General features: G+C 70.6%; 24 protein-coding genes and 1 pseudogene. 14 read left to right on the top strand and 11 right to left on the bottom strand.

The genetic code is table 11. The features are described 5' to 3' along the window. The first annotated feature begins 40 nt into the window (after nt 1-40). The 5 genes from ACQPXB_RS41470 to ACQPXB_RS41450 all read left to right on the top strand — a co-directional run bounded on the left by ACQPXB_RS41470 (nt 41) and on the right by ACQPXB_RS41450 (nt 5127). Nucleotides 41-844 carry an IclR family transcriptional regulator gene (locus ACQPXB_RS41470; RefSeq protein WP_432847283.1) on the top strand — a complete coding sequence of 268 codons (804 nt, stop codon included), beginning with the start codon at nt 41-43 and terminating at the stop codon, nt 842-844. Between the two features lie 73 nt (nt 845-917). Beyond that, nucleotides 918-2114, top strand: a complete 1197-nt coding sequence (locus tag ACQPXB_RS41465) for a Rieske 2Fe-2S domain-containing protein (RefSeq protein ID WP_432847281.1) — start codon at nt 918-920, stop codon at nt 2112-2114. A gap of 20 nt (nt 2115-2134) precedes the next feature. Then, nucleotides 2135-3043, top strand: coding sequence for a PDR/VanB family oxidoreductase (locus tag ACQPXB_RS41460; RefSeq protein ID WP_432857005.1), 909 nt, complete (start codon nt 2135-2137; stop codon nt 3041-3043). A 9-nt stretch (nt 3044-3052) separates the two neighbouring features. Then, complete coding sequence (locus ACQPXB_RS41455; RefSeq protein ID WP_432847279.1) at nt 3053-3529, top strand: hypothetical protein; 477 nt, start codon at nt 3053-3055, stop codon at nt 3527-3529. A 188-nt stretch (nt 3530-3717) separates the two neighbouring features. Continuing rightward, the gene (locus ACQPXB_RS41450; RefSeq protein ID WP_366579563.1) at nt 3718-5127 is read left to right on the top strand and encodes an MFS transporter; all 1410 of its coding nucleotides are present in this window, start codon (nt 3718-3720) and stop codon (nt 5125-5127) included. A 54-nt stretch (nt 5128-5181) separates the two neighbouring features. Here ACQPXB_RS41450 and ACQPXB_RS41445 read toward each other — a convergent pair whose 3' ends face one another. Both ACQPXB_RS41445 and ACQPXB_RS41440 read right to left on the bottom strand, forming a co-directional pair. Continuing rightward, nucleotides 5182-5805 carry an NADPH-dependent F420 reductase gene (locus ACQPXB_RS41445; RefSeq protein WP_386954926.1) on the bottom strand — a complete coding sequence of 208 codons (624 nt, stop codon included), beginning with the start codon at nt 5803-5805 and terminating at the stop codon, nt 5182-5184. 24 nt (nt 5806-5829) lie between these two features. Next, nucleotides 5830-6569: pseudogene (locus ACQPXB_RS41440) on the bottom strand (SDR family NAD(P)-dependent oxidoreductase). A gap of 120 nt (nt 6570-6689) precedes the next feature. Here ACQPXB_RS41440 and ACQPXB_RS41435 point away from each other — a divergent pair. After that, nucleotides 6690-7265 carry a TetR/AcrR family transcriptional regulator gene (locus ACQPXB_RS41435; RefSeq protein ID WP_432847276.1) on the top strand — a complete coding sequence of 192 codons (576 nt, stop codon included), beginning with the start codon at nt 6690-6692 and terminating at the stop codon, nt 7263-7265. 112 nt (nt 7266-7377) lie between these two features. On the opposite strand, the gene ACQPXB_RS41430 is transcribed toward ACQPXB_RS41435, so the two are convergent. After that, nucleotides 7378-8931: an acetolactate synthase large subunit gene (locus ACQPXB_RS41430; RefSeq protein ID WP_366579555.1), complete on the bottom strand. Its 1554-nt coding sequence runs from the start codon at nt 8929-8931 to the stop codon at nt 7378-7380. Nucleotides 8932-8961: 30 nt separating this feature from the next. Then, complete coding sequence (locus ACQPXB_RS41425; RefSeq protein WP_432847274.1) at nt 8962-10335, bottom strand: FAD-binding oxidoreductase; 1374 nt, start codon at nt 10333-10335, stop codon at nt 8962-8964. A gap of 853 nt (nt 10336-11188) precedes the next feature. On the opposite strand from ACQPXB_RS41425, the gene ACQPXB_RS41420 reads away from it, so the two are divergent. Then, nucleotides 11189-11494 (top strand): winged helix-turn-helix transcriptional regulator, encoded by a 306-nt coding sequence (locus ACQPXB_RS41420; protein ID WP_366579551.1) that lies wholly within the window; start codon nt 11189-11191, stop codon nt 11492-11494. A 74-nt stretch (nt 11495-11568) separates the two neighbouring features. On the opposite strand, the gene ACQPXB_RS41415 is transcribed toward ACQPXB_RS41420, so the two are convergent. After that, the gene (locus ACQPXB_RS41415) at nt 11569-12069 is read right to left on the bottom strand and encodes a DUF3830 family protein (protein WP_364050084.1); all 501 of its coding nucleotides are present in this window, start codon (nt 12067-12069) and stop codon (nt 11569-11571) included. A gap of 3 nt (nt 12070-12072) precedes the next feature. Then, a complete protein-coding gene (locus tag ACQPXB_RS41410) occupies nt 12073-13332 on the bottom strand; it encodes an aspartate aminotransferase family protein (protein ID WP_364050082.1) in 1260 nt (419 codons plus the stop codon). Nucleotides 13333-13443: 111 nt separating this feature from the next. Here ACQPXB_RS41410 and ACQPXB_RS41405 point away from each other — a divergent pair, with 111 nt between their 5' ends. From ACQPXB_RS41405 to ACQPXB_RS41395, 3 genes are all read left to right on the top strand, one after another. Next, complete coding sequence (locus ACQPXB_RS41405; RefSeq protein ID WP_432847271.1) at nt 13444-14907, top strand: NAD-dependent succinate-semialdehyde dehydrogenase; 1464 nt, start codon at nt 13444-13446, stop codon at nt 14905-14907. Continuing rightward, nucleotides 14904-15962, top strand: a complete 1059-nt coding sequence (locus tag ACQPXB_RS41400) for a tartrate dehydrogenase (RefSeq protein WP_366579545.1) — start codon at nt 14904-14906, stop codon at nt 15960-15962. Before ACQPXB_RS41405 ends, ACQPXB_RS41400 begins: the two co-directional genes overlap by 4 nt. An 84-nt stretch (nt 15963-16046) precedes the next feature. Beyond that, a complete protein-coding gene (locus ACQPXB_RS41395; RefSeq protein WP_366579543.1) occupies nt 16047-16517 on the top strand; it encodes a DUF4262 domain-containing protein in 471 nt (156 codons plus the stop codon). Nucleotides 16518-16806: 289 nt separating this feature from the next. Here the strand turns inward: ACQPXB_RS41395 and ACQPXB_RS41390 are convergent, their stop codons facing one another. From ACQPXB_RS41390 to ACQPXB_RS41380, 3 genes are read right to left on the bottom strand one after another with little or no spacing between them, the layout of a single operon-like run. After that, nucleotides 16807-17502 (bottom strand): GntR family transcriptional regulator, encoded by a 696-nt coding sequence (locus tag ACQPXB_RS41390; RefSeq protein WP_366579541.1) that lies wholly within the window; start codon nt 17500-17502, stop codon nt 16807-16809. Nucleotides 17503-17505: 3 nt separating this feature from the next. Continuing rightward, nucleotides 17506-18240, bottom strand: a complete 735-nt coding sequence (locus ACQPXB_RS41385; RefSeq protein ID WP_386954942.1) for a maleate cis-trans isomerase family protein — start codon at nt 18238-18240, stop codon at nt 17506-17508. Nucleotides 18241-18286: 46 nt separating this feature from the next. Next, the gene (locus tag ACQPXB_RS41380; protein WP_366579537.1) at nt 18287-19027 is read right to left on the bottom strand and encodes a maleate cis-trans isomerase family protein; all 741 of its coding nucleotides are present in this window, start codon (nt 19025-19027) and stop codon (nt 18287-18289) included. Nucleotides 19028-19190: 163 nt separating this feature from the next. Between ACQPXB_RS41380 and ACQPXB_RS41375 the strand changes: the two genes are divergently transcribed. The 3 genes from ACQPXB_RS41375 (at nt 19191) to ACQPXB_RS41365 (ending at nt 21825) form a co-directional block, all read left to right on the top strand. Further along, nucleotides 19191-20123: a D-2-hydroxyacid dehydrogenase gene (locus ACQPXB_RS41375; protein WP_386955173.1), complete on the top strand. Its 933-nt coding sequence runs from the start codon at nt 19191-19193 to the stop codon at nt 20121-20123. Beyond that, nucleotides 20120-21502: an amidase gene (locus tag ACQPXB_RS41370; RefSeq protein ID WP_366579534.1), complete on the top strand. Its 1383-nt coding sequence runs from the start codon at nt 20120-20122 to the stop codon at nt 21500-21502. Before ACQPXB_RS41375 ends, ACQPXB_RS41370 begins: the two co-directional genes overlap by 4 nt. Nucleotides 21503-21564: 62 nt before the next feature. Next, nucleotides 21565-21825, top strand: a complete 261-nt coding sequence (locus tag ACQPXB_RS41365; protein ID WP_366579532.1) for a hypothetical protein — start codon at nt 21565-21567, stop codon at nt 21823-21825. A gap of 387 nt (nt 21826-22212) precedes the next feature. Here ACQPXB_RS41365 and ACQPXB_RS41360 read toward each other — a convergent pair whose 3' ends face one another. After that, nucleotides 22213-22920, bottom strand: coding sequence for an ArsR/SmtB family transcription factor (locus tag ACQPXB_RS41360; protein WP_432847267.1), 708 nt, complete (start codon nt 22918-22920; stop codon nt 22213-22215). A 65-nt stretch (nt 22921-22985) separates the two neighbouring features. Between ACQPXB_RS41360 and ACQPXB_RS41355 the strand changes: the two genes are divergently transcribed. After that, nucleotides 22986-23456: a MaoC family dehydratase gene (locus ACQPXB_RS41355; RefSeq protein ID WP_366579528.1), complete on the top strand. Its 471-nt coding sequence runs from the start codon at nt 22986-22988 to the stop codon at nt 23454-23456. Nucleotides 23457-23472: 16 nt separating this feature from the next. Here the strand turns inward: ACQPXB_RS41355 and ACQPXB_RS41350 are convergent, their stop codons facing one another. Further along, nucleotides 23473-24696, bottom strand: coding sequence for an MFS transporter (locus ACQPXB_RS41350; protein WP_432847265.1), 1224 nt, complete (start codon nt 24694-24696; stop codon nt 23473-23475). Nucleotides 24697-24715: the final 19 nt, after the last annotated feature.

Below are 24715 nucleotides of genomic sequence, written 5' to 3'. Positions count from 1 at the left end.
GGCGGCCGGAACCGCAGGCACACGGGAACGCGGAGGCACGGTGGCGCGCTGGACGACAGGCGAGTCGGTGCTCGCCAGAGGCGCCCGCGTGCTGGAGGCGTTCGACGAGGAGCATCGGGTCCTGACGGTCGCCGAGATCGCGCGGAAGGCGGGCCTGCCGGTGCCGACGGTGCACCGGCTCGTGGCGCAGCTGCTCGAGGTCGGGTTCCTGGAACGCGCCGAGGACCACCGGGTCCGGATCGGGCTGCACCTGTGGGAGCTGGCCGCGTCGGGGGCCCGCGCGCTGGATCTGCGCGAGGCCGCGATGCCGTACCTGGAGGACGTGCACGTCGCGACCCGGCAGCACACGCAGCTGAGCGTGCTGGAGGGCAAGGACGTGCTCGTGGTCGAGTGGCTGAAGGCCCGCAACGTGCTGAAGGAGCTGATCCTGCACGCCGGACGGCGGGTGCCCGCGCACGTCGTGGCCGCGGGCGCGGTGCTGATGGCGCACGCGGGTGCCGAGCTGAGGGACGAAGTGCTCGCGGGACCGCTGGCGCGGTTCAACGAGAAGACCCCGACCGAGCCGGGTGAGCTACGGCGGCTGTGGGCGTACGCACGCAAGCACGGCTATGTCGTGTGCGACGGGTTCGTGAGCCCACGGGCGGTGAGCGTCGCGGTGCCGGTGACCGGCCGCGACGGTGCCGTGGTGGCGGCGATCGGCGTGGTCGCCCCGACGAAGGGCATCCAGCCGATGGCGCTGGTGCCGGCGCTGCTCGCGGCGGCCCACGGGATCGGGCGGGCGTTGCGTTCGCCGGTGCCCGCGAGGCCGACGCGCATGTGGCCGGACCGACCGGCACTCCATTGATCGGAGTCGCCGTTGAGCGGCGGCGTTCCCGGGCGCTTGAGTGGGTTTTCACCACCACGAGCGAGGAGTTCCCATGGACGTCGGCACCGCCTACGGACGCCAGCCCGGGCAGTCCCTGCTGGAGCTGGCCCAGGTCGGACCCGGCACGCCGTACGGCGAGGTTCTGCGCCGCTACTGGCAGCCGGTCGCACTGTCGGCCGACGCCACCACGACCCCCCAACGGCTGCGGATCCTCGGCGAGGATCTCGTGCTCTTCCGCACCCGCCGCGGGGCGCCCGGCCTGCTGGCGCCGGACTGCGCGCACCGGGGCGCGTCGCTGTTCTACGGCGGCGTCGAGGAAAACGGCATTCGCTGCTGCTACCACGGCTGGGTCTTCGACACCGAGGGTCACTGTCTCGAGCAGCCGTGCGAACCGGAGCTGGGCCGCCACCGCGACCGTGTGCGCCAGCCGTGGTACCCGCTGAAGGAGTACCACGGGCTCATCTTCGCCTACCTGGGCCCGCCGGATCGCAAACCCGCGTTCCCCGTCTACGACGTGCTGGAGAACCTCGGCGAAGGTGAAGCCGTGTATGCCGACGACAAGAGCTTCGGCGCCGGCGGACCGGCCGAAGTGGACTTCAACTGGCTCCAGCACTGGGAAAACGTGATGGACCCGTTCCACATCCCCATCCTGCACGCGCGCTTCTCCGGCAACCAGTTCATCCCGGAGATGGCGGTGCTGCCCGAATGCACGTTTTCCTACACCGAGCAGGGCGTGCGCGTCACGGCGCTGCGCGATTTTCCCGGCGGCCGCGTGCTCACGCGGCTGACCGACGTGGTCTTCCCGAACGTCCGGCTGATCCCGGGGCCGCGCCTGCAGGTGCTGGGGCCGACGACGATCGTCGGGTGGGCGGTGCCGTTCGACGACACGCACTTCAAGGTCTTCACGTTGTTCCGGGCCGCCGACCCCGGCTACTTGCGCACCGAGGGCCTGAAGCTGGGCGACGACCAGTTCTGGCACGAGCTCACCGAAGACGAACACCAGCGCTACCCGGGTGACTACGAGGCACAGAAGTCGCAGGGCGCGATCGCCGTGCACTCGCGCGAGTTCCTGACGACGACCGACCAGGGTGTCGCGATGCTGCGGCGCATGATGGCCAAGCAGATCAAGGCGGTCGCCGACGGCCACGACCCGGTCGGTGTCGTACGCGAGGGCGAGACCACGACCTACCACGTCGTGGCCGGAAGCTACTTCGACGGCGTGCCGGCGGAAGCCGGGGCCACCCCGTGACGGAGCTGCGGGTGGTGAGCATGACGTGGGAGGCGGACGGTGTGCTCTCCCTGCTGCTGGCGGATCCCGGCGGTGCGCCCGTGCCCGCGTGGACGCCGGGCGCGCACCTCGACCTCGACCTCGGCCCGGGACTGCGGCGCAGCTATTCGCTGTGCGGTGACCCGGGTGATCTGCGGACGGCGAAGATCGCCGTGTCGCGCGACCCCGCGGGCCGCGGCGGCTCCGAGTTCGTCCACACGCGACTGCGTCCCGGCGCACTGGTGACGGTCTCCGCGCCCAGGAACAACTTCGAGCTGGCCGACGCACCGGCGTACCTGTTCCTGGCGGGCGGGATCGGCATCACGCCGTTGCTGCCGATGATCGCGGAGGTGGCCGCGTCCCGAGCGCGGTGGCGGCTGGTGTACGGCGGCAGGCGGCGCGCGTCGATGGCGTTCCTGGACGTTCTCGAGGGTCTCGGCCCGGCGGTCCTCGTTCGTCCCGAGGACGAGTTCGGGCTGCTGGACCTCGACGAGGCGCTGGAAGAGACCACTTCGGACACTCTCGTCTACTGCTGCGGCCCGGAACCGTTGCTGGCGGCGGTCGAAAAGCGGTGCGCGGAGCACGGGCGGCAGCTGCGGCTGGAACGCTTCGCCGCGCGGCCACCGGGCCCGCCGCGGCCGGCGAGCCCGTTCGAGGTCGTCTGCGCACGCTCGGGGCTGACCGTGACCGTCGGTCCCGGCCGCAGCGTGCTGTCGGTGCTGGAAGAAGCCGGGTTGCCCGTCGCGTACTCCTGCGAGGACGGCATCTGCGGCACCTGCGAAACCGGGGTGCTCGAGGGCGATCTCGACCACCGCGACTCCGTGCTCACCGACGCGGAACGGGAAGCCGGCGACACGATGTTCATCTGCGTGTCCCGCTGCACGTCGCCGCGGCTGGTTCTCGACCTGTAGGAGGAAATCGTGAGCTCACGCCCGATCGCGGTCGTGGAGGTCGACGGCGTGCTCGCGCTGGACGACCCGAAGGTGCCGGTCGTGGAGACGGTCGTCCACACCTACGGCCACCGCTGGGCCAGGCCGATCAGCATCCCGGTCGGTGCGTCCGCCGTGCTGCGACAGCTGGCCCAGGAGTTCGACGTGGTGTGGGCGAGCTCGTGGTCCCACAACGCCCATCCCGCGTTGCGCGAGGTGCTCGATCTGCCCGCCGAGCCGTGGCCGTTCCTGCCGGTGCAGTTCCGCAAGCTGGGCGCCATCCGCGCCTACGCGGCCGGCCGCCCGTGGGTCTGGATCGACGACGCCATCCACGACCTCGGCCACCTCCCCGATCCACCGGACGGCCTGCTGGTTCCGGTGGACGCGGGCGAGGGGATCGTCTCGGTCGATCCGGCGGCGCTGCGGGAGCAGCTGGCCCGCCTGAGCGCTGTCCCCGGCGGACGGTGACGCGGGCGCGTCATTGCTTTACTGCTCCGCGGCGGCGACGGTACCTGGCCCTGATCCGCCGTTGTCCGGAATGACTGCTCCGTTCAGCCCAATCCGGTAAGTCGGATCAATCACGTACCTCCCGTCGAGGCCGGTCTAAGCGGTAGCGTTCCTTCCGGTACGGCGTACGACTGAACCGGGGGCACAACGTGGCTCAGACAAGCGGACGAGCGATCGTTCCTGTGCTCGCTTCGTGCGGCCTTGTCGCGTCCTTCATGCAGACGTTGGTGGTGCCGCTCATCCCGGCGTTTCCGAAGCTGCTCAACGCATCCGCGACCGACGCGTCGTGGGTCGTCACCGTGACGTTGCTGGCGGGCGCGATCATCACGCCCGTCGCGGGGCGGCTCGGGGACCTCTACGGCAAGCGGCGCGTGCTGCTCGCGAGCCTGGCCGTGCTGGTCGCCGGCTCGGTGATCTCGGCGCTGACGAGCTCGCTGGCGCTGATGGTCGTCGGCCGCGGGCTGCAGGGCTGCGCGATGGGCGTGATCCCGCTGGGGATCAGCATCATGCGCGACGAGCTGCCGCCCGAGCGCGTGAGCGGCGCGGTCGCGTTGATGAGCGCGACGCTGGGTGTCGGCGGCGCGATCGGCCTGCCGCTGGCGGCGGTCGTGGCGCAGAACGCCGACTGGCACGTGCTGTTCTGGAGCGCCGCCGCGCTCGGTGTGGTGTGTGCGGCGCTGATCCTGCGCTACGTCGGCGAATCGCCCGTGCACACGCCCGCGCCGTTCGACTACCTGGGGGCGTTCGGCCTGGTCGTCGGGCTGACGTGCCTGCTGTTGCCGATCGTCAAGGGCGGCGAATGGGGCTGGGGCAGCGCCGGCACGCTCGGCAGCGCGGCCGCGGCCGTCGTCGTGCTGCTCGGGTGGGGCTGGTACCAGCTGCGCCGCCGGGACCCGCTCGTGGACCTGCGCGTGTCGGCGCGGCGGCCGGTGCTGTTCACGAACCTGGCGTCGATCCTCGTCGGGTTTTCCATGTACGCCATGGCATTGTCCTTCCCGCAGCTGCTGCAGGCACCGTCGGCCACCGGCTACGGACTCGGCCAGACGATGGTGCAGGCCGGCCTCTGCCTCGCGCCCAACGGCCTGGTCATGATGGCCCTGTCACCTGTCTCCGCGCGCCTGACCAACCGCTACGGCGCACGCGTCACCCTCATGACCGGGTCGATCGTGATCGCGATCGGTTACGTCTTCGCGATCCTGCTGATGGGCAACGTCGTCGAGCTCATCACCGCGTCCGTGATCATCGGTGCGGGCGTCGGCATCGCCTACGCCGCCATGCCCGCGCTCATCATGGGTTCGGTGCCGGTGACGGAAACCGCGTCCGCGAACGGTCTCAACTCCCTTATGCGCTCGGTCGGCACCTCGACGTCCAGCGCGGTGATGGCCACCCTGCTCGCGAGCTTGACCATCACCGTCGGCGGGCTGACCGTCCCTTCGCTCACGGGCTTCCGCACGACGTTCGCGGTGGCGGCCGTCGCCGCGGTGATCGGGCTGGGCCTCACGGCCCTCGTGCCCCGGGTCCGCGCGAAGACGGCCGCCCCGGAACCCGCTGTCGTCTAGGGAAAGAGGGCGGCGCCGTGGTTGTGGGCGTATCCGCGTGCCGGATGTGGCGACTCAGCCGAGGTTGTTGATGCCGAGGGAGAAGTCGAAGTTCCCCACGCCGTGGCGGGCCAAGCCCATCGTCAACAGGCCCGCTCCCTCCAGCCAGTGGGCCATGCTCAGATCGCCGGTGTCGCGCGGGCGCAGTCCGAGGCTCTCGATGAACGTCGACACGCTCGCCTTGGCCTGCGCATCGTCGCCGGCCAGGAACACGTCCACGGGGCCGCCTTGGGCCAGGACGTGGCGGAAAAGAGTGTTGAAGGCCTTCACGACCCGGGCGCTCGCGGGCGCGGCCTCGGCCACGCTTTGGGCGACGGAGGTGTCGTGGGGGAGCGCCAGCCCGGTGCCGGTGGCGTTGAAGGGGTTGGTGATGTCGACGATGATCTTGCCGGCCAGCGCGTCCCGGAACTCGCGGACGACCGGCACGGCGCTGTCGAACAGCACGGCGAGGAGGACGATGTCGCCGGCCGGGGTGGCACCGAATGTCCCGGCCGTGGTGCCGCCGCCGAGTGTCTTGGCCAGGGCCGCGGATTTGGCCGCGTCGCGGCCGATCACCTCGACGGTGTTGCCGCCCGCCACCGCGAGCGTGCCGATGGTGCGGGCCATGTTTCCCGTACCGATGAGGGTGATGCTGCTCATGAGGTGCGCTCTCTTCTGCGTGGGTCAGATTGCGGTGGCGCCGCCGTCGGTGACGAGTTCCAGGCCGTTGACGTAACTGGAGTCGTCGGAGGCGAGGAACAGCGCGACGGCGGCGATTTCTTCGGGGCGGCCCATCTTCCGCGGGGGATGAGGGACTCGAATGCGGCTTTGGTGGCCTCGTCGAACAGTTCTTCCTGTTTGGCGGTGGCGACCTGGCCGGGGGTCAGGACGTTGACCCGGATATTGCGGTCGCGCAGTTCGTTGAGCCAGACGCGGGCCCAGGCCTGCTGAACGGCTTTGCTTCCCGCGTAGAGGCTCCAGCCGGGGAACGCGCCGAGTGAGGCGTTGGATCCGGTCATGAAGATCGACCCGTTGTCGTTGATCAGTGGCAGTGCCTTCTGGACGGTGAAAAGGGTGCCGCGCGCGTTGAGCCAGAAGGCGCGGTGGAACTGTTCCTCGGTGATCTCGCCGAGGACGGCGGGTTCGCCCGTTCCGGCGCTGGCCCACACCACGTCGATCGAGCCCTTTTCCCGTTTGACGGTGTCGTACAAGCGGTCCAGGTCGGCCAGGTCGGCCGCGTCACCCTGTACGGCGGTGACGTTGCGGCCGATCAGCTTGACGGCGTCGTCCAATGCTTCCTGCCGCCGAGCCTGGATGAAGACGTGCGCGCCTTCCTCGACGAACAGCTTGGCGCCGGCCAGTGCCAAGCCGGTGGATCCGCCGGTGATCACCGCTACCTTGCCGTCGAGCTTTCCCACAGCCACTCCGTTTCAGTTGCCCAGTCGATGTTATGTACACCGATCTGAGTGCTTAACGTAGCGGGCGGGCGCGCGGGATGCAAGCTATGTACACCGGTCGGTACCCAAGTCGGCTACACTGAGCGCGTGACAGAGGTGGAGAAGGGGCCGCGAGGCCTGCGCCGCGGCAGGGGCGCACGAGAGCGCATCGTCAGCGCGTCACAGCAACTGTTCCGCGATCAGGGCATCAACACCACGGGCATGGACCAGCTGTGCGCGGTGGCTGAGGTATCCAAACGCACGCTGTACCAGCACTTCGCCGGCAAGGACGAGCTGATCGCCGAATGCCTGCACCGATTCGATCCCGACATCCTGCCGGAGGTGTTCGACCGCGCCGACCTCACACCGCGCGAACGACTCCTCGCCGTGTTCGAGGTGCACGCGCCCCTGTGCCCCTTCATCCAGGCGGCAGTCGAAATCCCCGACCCGGGCCACCCGGCACGCATGTACGCCCGCGACTACAAGAAAGCCTTCGCCGCTCGGCTCACCGAAACCGCTCGCGAGGCCGGCGCCACCGACCCCGAGCAACTCGGCGAGCAACTGGCGCTGCTCCTGGACGGCGCCGCGGCCCGCACCCGAGTCCTGAACACCGACGTGTTCACGACCGCCGCAGCCATCGCTGCCGCCCTCATCGACAGCGCCATCCCCGCGACAGCCCGGTGATGACGGCGGCGAGGGCCAACCGTCGAGGGTGAACCGGGTCAGACAAGTCCATCCGTAACTGCCACGCCGCCACCGGGTTCAGCAACACGGCTTGACGCGGGCAATTCGGGGTTCAGAGGAGCGGCGCCACCGCGGCGTCGATCAGGTGCGGTCCCGGCTCCGCCAGCGCCCGGCGGAACTGCTCGGCCAGCTCCTCCGCCGTGGTCGCGCGCGTGGCGGGCACGCCCATGCCCTCGGCCATCTTCGCGAAGTCCATGTCGGGCCGGCTGAGGTCCAGCAGATCCTTGGCCTTCGGCCCGTCCGACGCCGCGCCGACGCGCTGCAGCTCCATGCGCAGGATCGCGTAGGCGTGGTTGTTGAGGATGACCGTGGTGACGTCGAGGTTTTCGCGCGCCTGCGTCCACAGCGCGGAGATCGTGTACATCGCGCTGCCGTCGGACTGGAGGTTGATCACCGGCCGCGACGGCGCGGCGATCGCGGCGCCCGTGGCCACCGGCATGCCGTAGCCGATCGCGCCGCCGGTCAGCGTCAGCACGTCGTGGCGCGGGGCGCCGGCCGTGGCGCCGGGCAGCAGCAGGCCGGACGTGTTGGCCTCGTCGGCGATGATCGCCTGCTCCGGCAGCAGCGCGCCGATCACCTCGACCCAGTTCTGTGCCGTCAGCGGTCCGCTCGGCAACTTCGGCCGCGAAGCCTCCTGCAACACCGGCTCGACGTCGGCGGCGACGATCGCGGCGACGTCGGCCAGTGCGGTCGCCACGTCCTGCCCGACCTCCGCCAGCACGTGGACCTTCGCGCCCTCGGGCACGAGCACGCTCGGCTTGCCGGGGTAGGCGAAGAACGACACCGGCGCGCGCGTGCCGGCCACGATCAGGTGCTTCACGCCGTCGAGCTGGTACATCGCCTGCTCCGACAGGTACCCGAGGCGCTCGATGTTCGGCAGGCCCGCGCCGCGTTCGAGACGCGCCGGGAACGTCTCGACCAATGCCTTGGCGCCCGTCGCGGCGGCGATGCGGCTGGTGGCCAGCAGCCCGGCCTCACGGCAGGCGGGTCCGCCGATGAGCAGCGCCACCGATTCGCCGCTGCGCAGCACCTCGGCGATGTTCTTCACGGTCGTCGCGTCCACGGCCTGCGGCGCGCGCGGCGGGATCGGCGCGCACGTCTCGCCGCCTTCGCCCCACGACGCGTCGGCGGGCAGGATCAGCGTGGCCACCCGGCCCGGCGCGTCCTGCGAAGCCGCGACGGCCGCGGCCGCGTCGGCACCGACGTCCTTGGTGTGCGAAGAGCGGCGCACCCAGCCTTCGAGCGAACCCGCGAGCGCGTCGATGTCCGACTCGAGTGGGGCGTCGTACTGCTTGTGGTAGGTGGCGTGGTCGCCGACGACGTTGACCACCGGCGTGTGCGCGCGGCGCGCGTTGTGCAGGTTGGCGAGCCCGTTGCCGAGACCGGGGCCGAGGTGCAGCAGGGTCGCGGCGGGCTTCTCGGCGATGCGCGCGTAGCCGTCGGCCGCGCCGGTCACCACGCCCTCGAACAGCCCGAGCACCCCGCGCATCTCCGGCACGGAGTCGAGCGCGGCGACGAAGTGCATCTCCGACGTGCCGGGGTTCGAGAAGCAGACCTCCACCCCGGCGTCGACGAGGGTGCGGATCAGGGACTGGGCGCCGTTCATGCTGCTCACTTTCTGGGTCAGGCTCAGGGCTCAGGAGAAGAGGACACCGGGGTTGAGGATGCCGGCGGGGTCGAAGCCCTGCTTGATCCGCCGCAGCAGCTCGAGCTTCGCCGGGTCTTCGAGTTCCTTGTGGTACTTGGTTTTCGTGCGGCCGAGGCCGTGCTCGCCGGAGATCGCGCCGCCGAGGTCCATGGCGCAGGTGAAGATGTCGGTGAGCAGTTTCGTGCGCACCTCGGGGTCTTTGCAGAAGATCGCGAGGTGCACGTTGCCGTCGCCGGCGTGCCCGCAGCCGATCGCGCCGGCGCCCGCGGCCTGTGCCAGCTCGCGCGCCTTCGTGAGGAACGGGGACATCGACGAGCGCGGCACGACCACGTCGATCACGTCGTCGGCGCCCGCGGACTTGGCCGACCAGAACGCCTTTTCCCGCGCCTCGATGAGCTTGCGCGCGGAGCCGCCTTCGAGCACGTACACGTCGATCGCGCCGAGTTCGCCCAGCAGCTCGCCGAGCGTCTCGACGTCTTCGGCGAGCCGGCCGGTGTCGCGGTTTTCCAGCGCCACCACCAGATACGCCTGCACCCGGTCGCGGATCGCGTCGGGGACCCCGAGCTCGAGCTTCTCGTTGTAGACGAGCGCGGCCATCGTGAGGTTGTCGATGTACTCGAGGATGTGCGGCGCGAGGCCGCTGGTCACCACCTTCGGCACCGCGGCCATCACCTGGTCGAAGTCGTCGAACGGCGCGAGCACGGTGGCGCCGTGGGGCAGCCGCGGGTGCAGCTTCACCGTTACCTCGGTGGCGAGCGCGAGCGTGCCCTCCGAGCCGACGATCAGCTGCGTGAGGTCGTAGCCCGTGGAGATCTTCGACGTGCGCCCGCCCGTGCGGATGATCTCGCCGGTGGGCAGCACGGCTTGCAGGCCCAGGACGTTGCTGCGGGTCACGCCGTACTTGATCGCGCGCATGCCGCCCGCGTTGGTGCCGACGTTGCCGCCGACGCTCGCGCTCAGCTCCCCGGGGTACACGGGGTAGGTCAGGCCGGCCTCGGCCGTGCGCTGGTCCAGCTCCGCGAGCGTGACACCCGGCTGCACCACCGCGACGTGGTTCACGGTGTCGATTTCGAGGACGGAGTTCATTCGCTCGAACGACACGAGCAGACCGCCTTCGACGGGTCGCGCGGCCGCGGAGAGCCCGGTGCCGGAGCCACGCGCGGTCACGGGCAGCCCGGCTTCCGACGCGGCCTTCAGCAGCTCCGCGACGTCCTCGGCGCTGTGCGGCTTCGCGACGTACGCGGGCTTCTGCTGCTGCACGCTGAGCGCTTCGTCGTGGGCGTAGTCGTCGGAGATCGCGTCGCCGACCAGCAGGTTCTCCGCCCCGACGATGTCCGCCAGCCGTGCCGCGACGGTACCCATCAGCTGCCACTCCCTCACGCGCCGGTGCCTGGTTACCGAAGCGTAGTACGTCGCGTGGAGGGCTCGCTATGAAACTTCTTCACGTTCGTCGGAGGGGTGTCGCGAAGGGACCGTTCGTGCCCCCGCGGCGACCGGTGGCCTCGGTGCCGCGTCTCCTTCGCCTCGAAATGAAAAACGACCATTTCGGCGACGCCCCGCGAGTCGCCGAAAAATGGCCGGAAAGAAAACTGTGCCGCGCCGTTGCGCTCGGCGTGGCAGTTGATTCAGTAAAGCGCTGACCGAGGGGGCCGGCCCGCGCCAACAGGCCGGCCCCCGGTGAAACCTTGCCGCCAGATCAGACAAGCCAGCCGAGCACGTGCGCCAGGTGGGCGAGCAGACCCGTGATCAGGTCGTGGCCGTGGTGCGCGTGCTGGATGAACGTGTGCATTGAGGGGCTCCTTGTTCTGATTTGTGTTCAGTTGTGCTCTCGCGAGGAGCGACCGAAGATTTTCACCGCCCTGGCGTGGTGTCAAAAAGTCATTCGCCGGCCGGGCCGGGCGTCACGAATCTTCCCACCATAAACGCGTAAGGCTTTCGTGTTCTGCGGCGGGGTGCCATTGTGGACGGACGGCCACCGTAGGTAGCCGAGAGTCGAGTTGATCACTCTGGGTAGCAGACCTGCGTTGCGACAACCGGGCGTCGTCGTTACCCGAACCGGTGACGGGGCTGCCACGAATGGTGAGTCTCGGAGGTTCACACGCCCGGGTGATGGAGGCGTGGTGTCAACGCCCGCGACGGCCGCGTCAAAGCTTCGTCAACGGCCCGAGTTCCTTGTGCCCGACCGCTTTAGCGTCGCGGGCGAAGGAGGTGTGCCGTGCCCGGACCGCTGCACGTGACCGGCTACCGCAAGGCCGTCGAGGTGATCGACGTGCTCACCGAGGGTGAGACGGGCTTCACCGAACTGCGCAGGCGCACCCGACTGTCGCGTCACTGGCTCACCCGGGTGCTGAGGGTGCTCGCCGCCGAAGGGCTCGTCCGGGGGACCGGTTCGTGGGACGAGCGCCCGGCGCCGGACACGCGGTTCGCGCTCACCGAAGAAGGCCGGTGCCTGGCCGACGAGCTCGCCGACCTCGACGTGTGGACGGCGCTGTACGAGAACTACCTCAACGGCGCCAACTGAGCTGGGGATGCTGGGGACGACGGAGGCCTCCGCGCCCGTCCGGACACCGGACGCGGAGGCCTCCGCCGGCGGGGCTACTCGGCGCGCGCGTACGTGAGCGTCTCGCCTTCGACGCCGCGCAGCCACAGGTCCTGCGCGGCCGCCGCCATCTCGGCGAGGCCCTCTTCGATCGTGGCGAACACGTTGCCCGGCACCCAGCCGGCGTCGCCGTTGATCAGGAGGTTGTTGCGCCCGTAGAAGATCGCGAGGTCCGTGGCGCCCTGGTCGCCGTGGGCCTCGCTGTCGTCGTCGTAGCCGTACGCGGGGTTGCCGATCTCCCACGCCTCGAACCCGAAGTACACGACGTCGCCCGGGATCGGCGTGATGGTCGGGTTTTCGCGGCCCGGCTTGGGGTTCGCGAAGGGCGGCACGAGCGTGTAGACCTCGTTGCGCGCGTACTTCGCGTGGTAGGCCGAGCCGCTCTGCGGCAGCGCGTCCCACACGGCCTGGCAGGTACGCGGCGCCTCGGCGTCGAGCAGCCGCGCGCGGCAGGAGACGCCGCGCTTGTCGAGCGTGATCGTGATGTAGCGCGCCATTGCTCAGCTCCCCGCGGTGACGGAGGCGACCACGTCGCCCCAGATCTTCAGTGCGTCGTCGACCTGCTCGGCGTTCACGACGAGCGGCGGGACCATGCGGACCACGTTCGAGTAGGCGCCGCAGGTGAGCAGCAGCAGGCCGCTCTTCGACGCCAGCTGCTGGGCGGCCGCGGCCGTCGCGCCGTCGGGCTCGCCGTCGGCGGTGGTGAACTCGGTGCCCACGAGCAGGCCGAGGCCGCGGACGTCGCCGATCGCCGGCGTCTTGTCCGCGATCAGCCGCGCGCCTTCGAGCAGCTGACGGCCGCGTTCGGCGGCGTTCTCCACCAGCTTCTCGTCGCGGATCACGTCGAGCGTCGCGATCGCCGCCGCGCACGACACCGCGTTGCCCCCGTACGTGCCGCCCTGCGAACCCGGGTACGCCTTCGCCATCAGCTCCTGCGAAGCGGCGATGCCGGACAGGGGGAAGCCGCTGGCGAGGCCCTTCGCGATGAGGACGACGTCGGGCGTGATGCCGAAGTGGTCGTGGCCCCAGAACTTGCCGGTGCGGCCGAAGCCGGCCTGCACCTCGTCGACCACGAGCACGATGCCGTGGCGGTCGGCGCGCTCGCGCAGGCCGGCCATGAACTCGCTGTTGGCCGGCACGTAGCCGCCCTCGCCGAGCACCGGCTCGACGAAGAACGCGGCGGTCTCGCTCGGCGCGGAGACGGTCTGGAACAGGTAGTCGAGCTCGCGCAACGCGAACTTCGTGGCGGTCTGCTCGTCCCAGCCGTAGTGGAAGGCGTAGGGGAACGGCGCCACGTGCACGCCGCCCATCAGCGGGCCGATGCCGGTGCTGAACCGGGTGCCCGACGTGGTCATGGTGGCCGCCGCGACCGTGCGGCCGTGGAAGCCGCCCTGGAACACGATCACGTTGGGGCGCTTGGTCGCCTGGCGCGCGAGACGCAGCGCGGCTTCGACGGCTTCGCTGCCGGAGTTGGCGTAGAACAGCGAGTCGAGACCCGTCGGCAGCACCTCGCCGAGGCGCTTCGTGAGCTCCAGCAACGGCTTGTGCATCACGGTCGTGTACTGCCCGTGGATGAGCTTGCCGATCTGGTCGCGCGCGGCCTCGACGACGCGCGGGTGGCAGTGGCCGGTACTGGTCACGCCGATCCCCGCGGTGAAGTCGAGGTGACGTTTCCCGTCGACGTCGTAGAGGTACACCCCTTCACCGTGGTCGACCACGACGGGAGTTGCCTGCTTGAGCAGCGGGGAAAGCTCGGCCATGCGGCGCTCCTGGTTCTTGGTGTGAGGTTGCTTGGGAAAGCACGGTAGCGGTTGTCGATTGTTGACAATATCCATAGCATGGCCTCGGGACAACACGGAGGAGCAAGCTGGATGAGCGCGATCACTGAAGCCGGCGTCGTCGGCGCGGTCGACAAGGAACTCTTCATCGGCGGCAAGTGGGTGCCCGCGAAGAGCGGGAAGACCTTCGAGGTGCAGGACCCGTCCACCGGCACCGCCCTGTGCGAGGTGGCCGACGCGGGCGCCGAGGACGGCATGGCGGCCCTCGACGCGGCCGTCGCCGCACAGGCCGGCTGGGCCGCCGTCGCGCCCCGTGAACGAGGTGAAATTCTTCGCCGGGCCTACGACAAGCTGATCGAGCGCCGTGACGAGCTGGCGCTGCTGATGACCCTCGAGATGGGCAAGCCGCTGGCCGAGGCTGCCGGCGAGATCACCTACGCCGCCGAGTTCTTCCGCTGGTTCGCCGAGGAGGCCGTGCGCATCGACGGCGGGTACGCGACGGCGCCCAACGGCGCCGGCCGCTTCCTGATCACCAAGCAGCCCGTGGGTCCGACGCTGCTGATCACGCCGTGGAACTTCCCGATGGCGATGGGCACGCGCAAGATCGGCCCGGCCGTGGCCGCCGGCTGCACGATGGTGATCAAGCCGGCCGCGCAGACGCCGCTGTCGATGCTCGCGCTGGCGTCGATCCTGGCCGAGGCGGGGCTGCCCGAGGGCGTGCTGAACGTCGTCACGACCACCGACGCGGGTGGCGTGATGGAGCCGCTGATCCGAGACGGACGCGCGCGCAAGCTGTCGTTCACCGGGTCCACCGCGGTGGGGCGCAAGCTGCTGGAGCAGTGCGCGGAGAAGGTGCTGCGCACGTCGATGGAGCTGGGCGGCAACGCGCCGTTCCTGGTCTTCGACGACGCGGACCTCGACGCCGCCGTCGAAGGTGCGATGCAGGCGAAGATGCGCAACATCGGCGAAGCGTGCACGGCGGCCAACCGTTTCTACGTGCAGCGCGGCGTGGCCGAAGAGTTCTCCCGGCGGCTGACCGAGCGCATGCAGGCGCTGGCGATGGGCCGCGGCACCGAGGAGGGCGTGGTCGTCGGCCCGCTGATCGACGAAGCCGCCGTGAACAAGGTGACCGCGCTGGTCAAGGACGCCACCGACCGCGGCGCGCGGGTGCTCACCGGCGGCGCGACCGTGGACGGGCCCGGCCACTTCTACCAGGCCACGGTGCTCACGGACGTGCCGGTCGACGCGCGGATGGCGTCGGAGGAGATCTTCGGGCCGGTCGCGCCGATCACCTCGTTCGACACCGAGGACGAGGCGGTCGCGAAGGCCAACGACACCGAGTACGGCCTGGTGTCGTACGTGTTCACGAACGACGTGAAGCGGGCGCTGCGCGTGTCGGAGCGGCTCGAGGCCGGGATGATCGGGCTGAACCAGGGCATCGTGTCGAACCCGGCGGCGCCGTTCGGCGGCATCAAGCAGTCGGGCCTCGGGCGTGAGGGCGGCACGGTCGGCATCGAGGAGTTCCTCGAGACCAAGTACATCGCGGTGAGCCTGTGAGCGAGTACCGCATCGCGAGCATCCCGGGCGACGGGATCGGCGTCGACGTCACGGTCGAGGCCCGCAAGGTCCTGGACGCGGCCGCCGCTCGGCACGGCTTTTCCTTGCGGTGGACCGAGTTCGACTGGAGCTGCGAGCGCTACACGCAGACCGGCTCGATGATGCCGGACGACGGCGTGGCGCAGCTGGCGGCGTTCGACGGCATCCTGCTGGGTGCCGTCGGGTTCCCCGGCGTACCGGACCACATTTCCTTGTGGGGCTTGCTGATCCCGCTGCGGCGCGCGTTCCAGCAGTACGTGAACCTGCGGCCGGTGCGGCTGCTGCCGGGCACCACATCGGTGCTTTCGGGGCGGACGGCCGAAGAGCTGGAGATGGTGATCGTGCGTGAGAACTCCGAAGGCGAGTACTCGGCGATCGGCGGACGGCACAACTCCGGGCGGCCCGACGAGTTCGTGCTGCAGGAATCCGTGTTCACGCGGGTCGGGGTGGAGCGGATCATCCGGTACGCGTTCGAGCTGGCGCGTACGCGTTCTTCTCGCGTGACGTCGGCGACGAAATCCAACGGGCTGATCCACTCGATGCCGTTCTGGGACGAGATCTTCGCCGAGGTCGCGGCGAAGTACCCGGATGTCGAAAGTGGACAGATGCACGTGGATGCGTTGGCAGCACGCATGGTTCAGGCGCCCGACCGGCTCGACGTCGTCGTCGGGTCGAACCTCTTCGGCGACATCCTGAGTGACCTGGCGGCCGCCGTCACGGGCGGACTGGGCATGGCACCGTCCGGAAACATCAACCCATCGGGTGAGTTTCCGTCGATGTTCGAAGCGGTCCACGGGAGCGCTCCGGACATCGCCGGGCAGGGCATCGCCAACCCGGTGGCCCAGATCCTGGCGGGCGCGATGCTGCTCGAACACCTGGGCGAAACCGTTGCCGCGCAAGCGATCCGCACGTCCGTCGACGAGGTGCTCACGGCCGGCGCCGAGCTCACCCCCGACCTCGGCGGCACCGCTACCACAACTCGCCTCGGCACGGCGGTGGCCGAAGCGCTCCGCTGATTTTTCGTCGGTGCTCCCCGCTTCACTACTCCTCGACCGACCGGCTCCCGCCGGACCGGTTTCGTCGAGCGAGGGGGAGCACCGATGTGCGAGCAGTGCGAGAACGGGAGAAGACCCGGGGCGAGTTACCTGGCGGAGGTCCTGGAACGGATCCAGGAGTACGGCTGGTGCGTCCAGGGCGTGCTGGGGGCGGGTCCCCGGCCGCCCTGGGCCTACACCGTCGGCCTGACGGCCCACGGGCTGCCGGAGCTGGTGGTCACCGGCCTGCCGCCGCACCCGTCCATCCTGCTGCTCGGCGCCGCCGCCGAACGCTCCTTCGACTCCGGCCCACCGCGGCCCGGCGAGATCTTTTCCTTGCGGGGCATGCCTTCCGTCGAGGTCGTCGCCCTCACGTCACCGTCGGCGCACCTGTCGGTCGCGGTTTCCCTGTACGGCCACGACATCCGCGCGCTCCAGCTCGTCCACGCCGACGAGGCCGGCCGCTTCCCGTGGTCCCCGTCGTACCGCGACGGCCTCGGCGGCCAGCCGGTGCTGGGGACGCGGTCCGATGACTGAGCGAGGATGGCCGCGTCTTCGCGCCGGGCGATTGTGCGGCATGGCAAGAGAATCGGGCTCCGGCAACCGCCGTCGGCGGATCACGGGCGCTCGCGCTGCCGTGGCGGCCGTGCCCCTCAGTCGGTCCGGCGGCTGCCGGTCGACGGCTCGGCGGGCGTGGCGCCGTCTTGCTCGCGGACTGTCGGGTGCGTGTGTCCGCCGCTCTCGGTTTCTCCTTGCGGCGGCGGGTGAATCCCGGCAACGCGGCGTGCGGCGGCCCGTGAGCCGGGCTGCCGCACGCGGCTCGCGGTCAGGCCGGAGCCGGTGCTTCGCCTTCCTTCAGGCTCGTCCCCGGCACCAGCCGGCCGATCGCGTCGTCCATGTGGGCGTCCAGCAGGTGCAGGGCCGCGTCCGCGTCGCCGGTGCGCAGGGCGTCGATGATGCGCGTGTGCTCGTCCACGCGGTCTTCCACGCCCTGGTAGGTGCTTTGCAGCAGCGTCAGGCACATGCGCGTCTCGATGAGGAGGGTGCGGGCCATGCGCACGAGGCGTTTGCTGCCGGAGGCGTTGATGAGGGCCTCGTGGAAGGCGAGGTCGGCGGCCGACAGCGCGGCGGGGTCGTCGTCGTTCGCGGCGGTGGCCATGTCGGCCACGAACTGCTCCAGGGAGGCCGCGATGAGCTCGCGGTCGCCGCGCAGGGCGCACAGGAGGGCGGCGCGTTCGACGGCCGAGCGGGCGAGGTAGATGTCGAACACGTCGCTCGGTTCGAGGTCGATCACGAACAGGCCGCGGTGGCGCTCGCTGCGGAGCAGGCCTTCGGAGACGAGGTGTTGCATCGCCTCGCGCAGCGGGCCGCGCGAGACCTGGAAGCGGGAGGCGAGGTCGGTCTCGCCGAGCTGGGTGCCGGGAGGCAGCGCGCCGGTCATGATCGCGTCGCGCAGCTGGCGCGCGATCACCGCGGCGGTCGACTCCCGGCTGACCGGTTCGATGTCGGGCAGGACGACCACGGCTCAGCTCCTCACCCGGAACAACGCGCCCAGCGAACGCACCAGGCGCGTGGTGCCGGTGAGCCGCAGGCCTTCCCAGATCGTCACCTGGTTCGCGGTGAGCACGGGCTTGCCCAGCGCCGTCTCGATGGTGTTGATCTCGCCCAGTGTGCGCATCGCGGTGTCCGGCACGAGCACGGCGTCGGCCTCGGGGTGGTCGTTCTCCACGGCCAGGCGCACCACGGCTTCGGGCTCCAGGCGGCCGACCTCGGCGGCGGTGTCGATGCCCGCGCTCGCCATCGTGAGCACCTCGACGCCGCCGGCGGCGAGGAAGTCCACGAACAGGCGCGCCACGTCGTCGGGGTAGCTCGCGGCCACCGCGACCCGCTTCACGCCGAGGGCCTGCGCCGCGTGCACGAAGGCGAACGACGTGCTCGATGCCGGGACCCCGGCCACCGCGGCGAGGCGGTCGGCCTGGTCGCGCGCCCCGTCCCAGCCGTACACGAAGCTGCCGGACGTGCAGGCCCAGATCACCGCGTCGGGCTCGTGCTTGGCGAGCAGGGTGGCACCGTCGGCGAGCCGGGCCTCGCTGCCGAGGTCGAGCAGCTCGGGCACGGCGTGCAGGTCGGTGCCGTAGATGTGCTCGACCGGCAGCCGGATGTCGCCTTCGTCGGCGTCCGATCCGCCGAGCAGCTGCTCGGCGAGCGGGTAGTCGTCCTCGGCCGCATGGTCGGGGTAGATGAAGCCGATCGTGGTCACGAAACCTCCGGGATGAGCAGATTGTCGACAATCTTAGTCAGATGCGTCAAGAGACCTCCCGCAGCCACTTGCCGGGGCCGACGATCGGCAGGTGCATGCGGCGCAGGCAGGCCCACATGGTCAGCTGGTTGGCCGTGAGCACGGGCTTGCCCAGCGCGGTCTCGAGGGGCTCGATCAAGTCGAACGTGGGGAGGTTGGTGCAGCTGACGAAGATCGCTTCGGCGTCGCTGTGATCGGCGGCGAGGATGCGCTCGGCGATGGTGCGGTAGCTGACCTTCCAGATGCCGCCGCCCAGGCCGAGGTGGTCGCTGGACACCGTGGTCACGCCGAGCTCGGCGAGGAAGTCGTGGAGCTTGCCGGTGAGGTCGGCGTCGTAGGGGGTGAGCACCGAGATCCGATGCAGGTCGAGCTGCTGCAGCACCTCGGCCAGCGCCCCCGAGGTCGTCACGGCGTCGGGCGCGCCCGCGTCGCAGATCGCCTTGGTGAGGGAACGCTCGTAGTCGATGCCGTTGACGAAGCTGCCCGACGTGCAGAGGTAGGCGACCACCTCCGGCTCGACGTGAAGCACGTCGCGGGTCGCGGCCGCGAGGTGGCGGCTGTCGCTCACGAGCTGCGCCATCTCCATGCTCACGGGCACGGGCTCGTACGGCGTGCGGGCGAGGTGGAGGGAGACCTCCATCGGCACCCAACGCCAGAGTTCGCGTTCGAGGGCGAGGTCGAACGGCGCGATCACGCCGATGCCGCGCTGTGCGAGCGGGCCCTCGAACGCGAGGAAGTCAAGATCCAAGGCTCAGCCTCCGGAATACGCCTGTGCAGATGACACGTCCGGTGCTCCGGGGGTCGTTCCTCGGATTGTTGACAATCATACGAGCCACTTTTACGGTGTCAATGTGATCGCCTCGGAATTTCCCGTGCTGGCGGTGCTGTGCGGGTCGGCTCCACCACCGGACATGGCCGCTATCGAAGAGGCGGCGGTGGTTCGTTACACCGACGCGCGAGGACTACCCGAAGCGCTTACCGGAGCCCAGGGGCTGTTCGTCTACGATTTCCTCTCCACGGCCGTGCCCGGCGCGTGGCACGCGGCCGGCGACCTGCGCTGGTTGCACATCGCGAGCGCGGGCGTCGACCCGGTGCTGTTCCCGGGGCTGGTCGAGAGCGATGTCGTGCTCACGAACTCGCGGGGCGTCTTCGACGACGCCATCGCGGAGTACGTGCTGGGCGTGGTTCTGGCCTTCGCCAAGGACTTCGCGCGATCGCTGGACCTGCAGCGCGCCGGCACGTGGCAGCACCGCGAGACCGAACGCGTCACCGGCAAAGAGGTGCTCGTGGTCGGCACCGGGCCCATCGGCCGCTCGATCGCGCGGCTGCTGCGCGCGGCCGGCCTGCGCGTGTCCGGGGCCGGGCGGCGTCCGCGCACGGGCGACCCCGACTTCGGCACGGTGCACGACTCCGCCGAGCTCACGAAGCACTTGCCGGTGTTCGACTACGTCGTGGCCGTCGCGCCGCTGACTGAGCAGACGAAGGGCATGTTCGACGCGGAAGCGTTCGCGGCGATGAAGCCGTCGGCGCGGTTCGTGAACGTCGGGCGCGGCGAGCTGGTGGTCACGTCCGACCTGGTGGCGGCGTTGCGCGGCGGGCAGATCGCGGGCGCGGCCCTCGACGTGTTCGACACCGAGCCGCTGCCGGGCGACAGTCCACTCTGGACAATGCCGGACGTGCTGCTGTCGCCGCACATGTCGGGGGACTTCCTCGGCTGGCGCAGCACCCTGGTAGAGGTGTTCACGGCGAACTTCCGCCGCTGGGTGGCCGGGGAGCCGTTGCACAACGTCGTGGACAAACGGCTCGGTTACGTGCCGTCGGAATCTCAGGGAGCAGCCGGATGAGCCACCGGGAACTGACCGCCAGCGAACTGGTCGCCGCCTACGCCACCGGGGAGCTTTCGCCGGTGGAGGCGACCGAGGACGCGCTGCAGGCCATCGAAGAACGCGACGGCGAGCTCAACGCCTACTGCCTGGTCGACGCCGACCGCGCGCTGGAACAGGCGAAGGCCGCCGAGATCCGCTGGCGCGACGGCAACCCGATCGGCTGGCTCGACGGCGTGCCCTCGTCGATCAAGGACATGTTCCTCACCGCCGGCTGGCCCACGCGGCGCGGTTCCACGAGCATCCCGGCCGAGGGGCCGTGGGACGTCGACAGCCCCGTCATGGCGCGGATGCGCGAGGCCGGCCTGGTGGTGCTGGGGAAGACGACCACACCCGAGATCGCGTGGAAGGGCGTGACCGACAGCGCGCTCGCCGGCATCACGCGCAACCCCGTCGACCCGTCGAAGACCGCGGGCGGCTCCAGCGGTGGCAGCGCGGCGGCCGTCGCGGCGGACATGGGTGCGATCTCGGTCGGCACCGACGGCGGTGGCTCGGTTCGGATCCCCGCGTCGTTCTGCGGGATCGTCGGGCTGAAGCCGACCCACGGGCGGATTCCGTTGTACCCGGCGAGCCCGTTCGGCCCGCTGTCGCACGCCGGCCCGATGGCGCGCAGCGTCGACGACACCGCGCTGCTGCTCGACGTGATCGCCACGTCCGACCCGCGCGACCCGGCCGCGCTGGCGCCGCCCGTCAGCACCTACCGCGAGGCGGTGCGGCGTGACGTGCGCGGGCTGATCGCGGCGTTCTCGCCGACGCTCGGGTACGTGGACGTCGACCCGGAGGTCGCGGCGATCGTCGCGGCGGCCGTGAAGGCGCTGGACGACGCGGGGCTGCAGATCGAGGAGGCGGACCCGGGGTTCGAGGACCCGAAGCCGTCGTTCGACATCCTGTGGTCCACCGGCGCGGCGAAGATGCTGGACTCGTTCCCGCCGGGCAGCGAGGACCGCGTCGACCCCGGGCTGCGCCGCGTGTGGGAGCAGGGCAAGACCTACAGCGCGAGCGACTACCTCGACGCCACCGCGGCCCGCGCGGCGCTCGGCATCCTGATGGGCGAGTTCCACACGCGCTACGACGTGCTGATCACCCCGACCATCCCGATCCCGCCGTTCGAGGCCGGGCACGACGTGCCGCCGGGCAGCGGGCTGAGCGAGTGGCCGGAGTGGACGCCGTTCACCTACCCGTTCAACATGACGCAGCAGCCGGCGATCAGTGTCCCGGCCGGACGGACGTCGGCCGGATTGCCGGTGGGGCTGCAGATCGTGGGCCCGCGGCACTCCGACGACCTCGTGCTGGCCGTCGCGAAGCTGCTCGAAGAGGTGCGGCCCTGGGTGGTGCGCTGACCCGACGCACGTTGGGGTGAACTCCGGCCGCGAGCGCCGGAAACTGTGCCAGGGTCTGGCGCGTGCATTCCACGGGCTGGCGATACGAGCAGGCGATCGCCACTGTCGACATGACCGGTCAACCCACCCGCGTGATCGTGGGCCTCATCGAACGCGACGACCGTCTCTCGGCCGCCCTCCGCATCGAGGACGGCCCGACCGCACTGGTGCCGCTCGAAACGGGCGGCGAGCTGCTCAAGGCGCTGCGCCAGACCCTCGAGAGCTGGTGGAAGCTCGACGGCCACCGCGACGTCGCGCCCGAGCCGCGCTCGCCCGGGCTCTGACCACCGGTTACGCGGGCTACCGGGTGACCTCGCACCGGAAGGCTCGCTACCGGAAGCTCTGACCACCGGTACCGGAAGCGCTCGCTACTGCAAGGGCTCGCCACCGGAGCCGCCGGCTATCGGAAGCGCTGGCGACCGGGGACGCTCACGACCGGAAACGTTCGCCAGCGGACGCGCCTACTGCCGGAAGCGCTCGTTACCGGGGTCGTTGGTCACGGAAGCGTCGACCGGCGGAAGTGCCCACTGCCGGATGCGCCGGCGCCCGGAAACGCCGGCTAGCGGAAGTGCCCACTGTCGGAAACGTTCGCTAGTGGAAGTGCCCACTGTCGGAAACGTTCGCCAGCGGACGCGCCCACTGTCGGAGACGCCGGCGACCGGAGACGCTGGCTACCGGAAGCTCTGACCGGCGGAAGCGCCGGCGACCGGAAATGCCAGCCGGGCCAAGCGGTCGCGGCCGGTCGGGGTGAGGCGCAGGGCTCGGCCGGCCGGGCGGCGGCGGACCCAGCCCGCGTCGAGGAGGCCGGTCAGCAGCGCGGTGCCGAGTGCGCCGGCGAGGTGGACGCGGCCCTGGGACCAGTCGAGGCAGGCGCGGACGGCTGGAGCCGCGGTGACGCCGGTGATGCCGAGTGCGGTGAGCAACGGATGGTCGAAGGTGCGCACGGCGTCGGTCTCGCCGGGGCCGAGGGCGCCGACAACGCCGTCGGCTTGCAGGCGGGCCGCGATGGTGACGCCGAGCCGGCCGCCGAGGTGGCCGTAGCAGACGCGGGCCTCGAGCAGCTCGCCCGTCGGCGGATCCGGCTGCAGGTTCGCGGGCAGCCGCGGAGGCGCGTGCGCGGCGAGGGCCTCCACGAGCTGGGCGACCTCCGGCCCTGCGAGTCGGTGCAGCCGCTGCCGGCCGGACTCCGTCACGTGCACCAGGCCCGCCTCGCACAGCCTGCGCAAGTGCGCGCTCGCCGTGGACGGGGCGATGCCCGCGACCGTCGCGAGGACGCGCGCGGTGTGGGCGTCACCGTCCATGAGCTGCAGCAGCATCGCCGCGCGCGCCGGTTCGCCGATCGCCTGCGCGACGGTCGCGATGTCCGGTCCGGCTGTCATCGGCCGAGGCTAGCCCGCTGACTGTTCGCTGCGGAGCGAACAATGGGTGTGGCAGGCTGCGAGCCATGACCGAGTTCACGACGCCGATCGACGACCGCTGGTTCGAGGACTACCCGCAAGGCGCGGTGTACGAGTTCGGCGAAGCGGTGGTGACCGCGGAAGAGATCGTCGAGTACGCGCGGCGCTTCGACCCGCAGAGCTTCCACACCGACCCGGCGGCGGCCGAGCACGGTCCGTTCGGTGGCCTCGTCGCCAGCGGCTGGCACACGGCGGGCGTGATGATGCGGATGTTCGTGGACCACTTCCTGTCCTCGGTGTCCAGCCTCGGCAGCCCCGGCATGGACGACGTGCGCTGGCCGCGCCCCGTCCGCCCCGGCGACAAGCTCCACGTGCGCGCCACCATCGAGGAAGCGCGCCTGTCGAAGTCCAAGCCGGACCGCGGCCTGCTCCGCACGCACATCGAACTCTTCAACGCCGACGACGAGGTCGTGATGAGCGCCCACGCCATCAACTTCATGGCAGTGCGCCCGAAATAGCCGGTTCGCGGCGGATTCAGGCGGCCGGCAGCGCGACCGGTTTGTACCGCACCAACCCGCGCACCTGGCGGCTGGACAACGCGAGCAGCGTCGCCACCACGATCAGCACGCCGCAGCCCAGCAACACGGGCTCGCGGCCCAAGTGCTCGACCAGCGGTCCCGCCGCGATCTGGCCGATGGGCATGGCCGCGAGGGACCCCAGCATGTCGTAGGAGTACACGCGGGCGAGGCGGTCGGAGGGGATGTTCTCCTGCAGGGCCACGTCCCAGACGACGCTGAACTGCTCCATCGCCAGACCGGCCAGGACCATGGCCACGAGCAGCGGGATCAGCGCCGGCCAGAGGCCCAGGCTGAGCACCGGCAGCGCCTCCGCCGTCACCAGCAGGACGCCGACGAACATCGCGCGCCGGGGTTGCCAGCGGGCGGCGATGAGGCCGCCGAGCATGGAGCCGGCCGTCTGGACCGCGAGCGCGAGGCCCCAGCCGGTGCGGCCGAAGGTGTCGTCGGCGACGACCGGGCCGATCACGACGAGCGTGCCGAGGCCGGCCGCGTTGACGAAGGCGAACTGCACCACCACGATCCACACCCACGCCCGAGAACGGAACTCGTGCCAGCCGGCGATGAGGTCGGCGATGGGGTGGCCCGCGGCGATGCGGGCGCCGCGCGGGAGACGGATGCCGCGGTAGGCGAAGGCGGCCGCGAAGAAGAGAAGCGCGTTCACCGCGACCGCCCAGCCCGAGCCGGCCACGGCGACCACGATTCCCGCGGCGCCCGCGCCGGCGACGCGGCCGGTGTTGGTGAGCAGGCGGATCAGGGCGTTGGCTTGGCTCAGCTGGTCTCGCGAAACGGTCTGCGGCGTGATGGCCGCCGCGGCCGGTAGTGATATCGCAGCCACCGCGCCGTTCACCGCGCTGAGCCCGACCAGGAACGGGATCGACGCGAATCCACAAAGGACACTCACCGCGAGCACACCCTGCGTGACACCGGCAGCCACCTCGGTGCCCTGCATGATCACCGAGCGTGGCAGCCGGTCGGCCAGCACGCCGCCGAACAGCAGCAACGCGATGTTCGCGACCGAGCGCACCCCCACCACGAGCCCGAGGTCGACGGCCGAACCGGTGAGGTCGAGCACGGCGAACGCGAGCGCGACCGGGGCGACGGCGTTGGCGAAGGTGGCGAGGGTCCGTCCGGTGGCGAGCGCGCGGAAACTGCGGCCGCGCAAGGGCTCGAGGAGGCTCACGGTGAGCCACTATCCGATC

Origin of the sequence: Amycolatopsis sp. CA-161197, assembly GCF_050942255.1 — a bacterium.
Taxonomy (GTDB): domain Bacteria; phylum Actinomycetota; class Actinomycetes; order Mycobacteriales; family Pseudonocardiaceae; genus Amycolatopsis.
The sequence above is the reverse complement of the archived record's forward strand: the minus strand, read 5'-3'. Positions and strand labels throughout refer to the sequence as shown.

Bases quoted from the DNA above. Each gene is read 5' to 3' on its own strand.
- ACQPXB_RS41460 (WP_432857005.1), top strand. From the start codon at position 2,135: ATGACGTGGGAGGCGGACGGTGTGCTCTCCCTGCTGCTGGCGGATCCC.
- ACQPXB_RS41395 (WP_366579543.1), top strand. From the start codon at position 16,047: ATGTGCGAGCAGTGCGAGAACGGGAGAAGACCCGGGGCGAGTTACCTG.
- ACQPXB_RS41355 (WP_366579528.1), top strand. From the start codon at position 22,986: ATGACCGAGTTCACGACGCCGATCGACGACCGCTGGTTCGAGGACTAC.
- ACQPXB_RS41405 (WP_432847271.1), top strand. From the start codon at position 13,444: ATGAGCGCGATCACTGAAGCCGGCGTCGTCGGCGCGGTCGACAAGGAA.
- ACQPXB_RS41445 (WP_386954926.1), bottom strand. From the start codon at position 5,805: ATGAGCAGCATCACCCTCATCGGTACGGGAAACATGGCCCGCACCATC.
- ACQPXB_RS41375 (WP_386955173.1), top strand. From the start codon at position 19,191: ATGGCCGCTATCGAAGAGGCGGCGGTGGTTCGTTACACCGACGCGCGA.
- ACQPXB_RS41370 (WP_366579534.1), top strand. From the start codon at position 20,120: ATGAGCCACCGGGAACTGACCGCCAGCGAACTGGTCGCCGCCTACGCC.
- ACQPXB_RS41360 (WP_432847267.1), bottom strand. From the start codon at position 22,920: ATGACAGCCGGACCGGACATCGCGACCGTCGCGCAGGCGATCGGCGAA.
- ACQPXB_RS41430 (WP_366579555.1), bottom strand. From the start codon at position 8,931: ATGAACGGCGCCCAGTCCCTGATCCGCACCCTCGTCGACGCCGGGGTG.
- ACQPXB_RS41425 (WP_432847274.1), bottom strand. From the start codon at position 10,335: ATGGGTACCGTCGCGGCACGGCTGGCGGACATCGTCGGGGCGGAGAAC.
- ACQPXB_RS41410 (WP_364050082.1), bottom strand. From the start codon at position 13,332: ATGGCCGAGCTTTCCCCGCTGCTCAAGCAGGCAACTCCCGTCGTGGTC.
- ACQPXB_RS41465 (WP_432847281.1), top strand. From the start codon at position 918: ATGGACGTCGGCACCGCCTACGGACGCCAGCCCGGGCAGTCCCTGCTG.
- ACQPXB_RS41415 (WP_364050084.1), bottom strand. From the start codon at position 12,069: ATGGCGCGCTACATCACGATCACGCTCGACAAGCGCGGCGTCTCCTGC.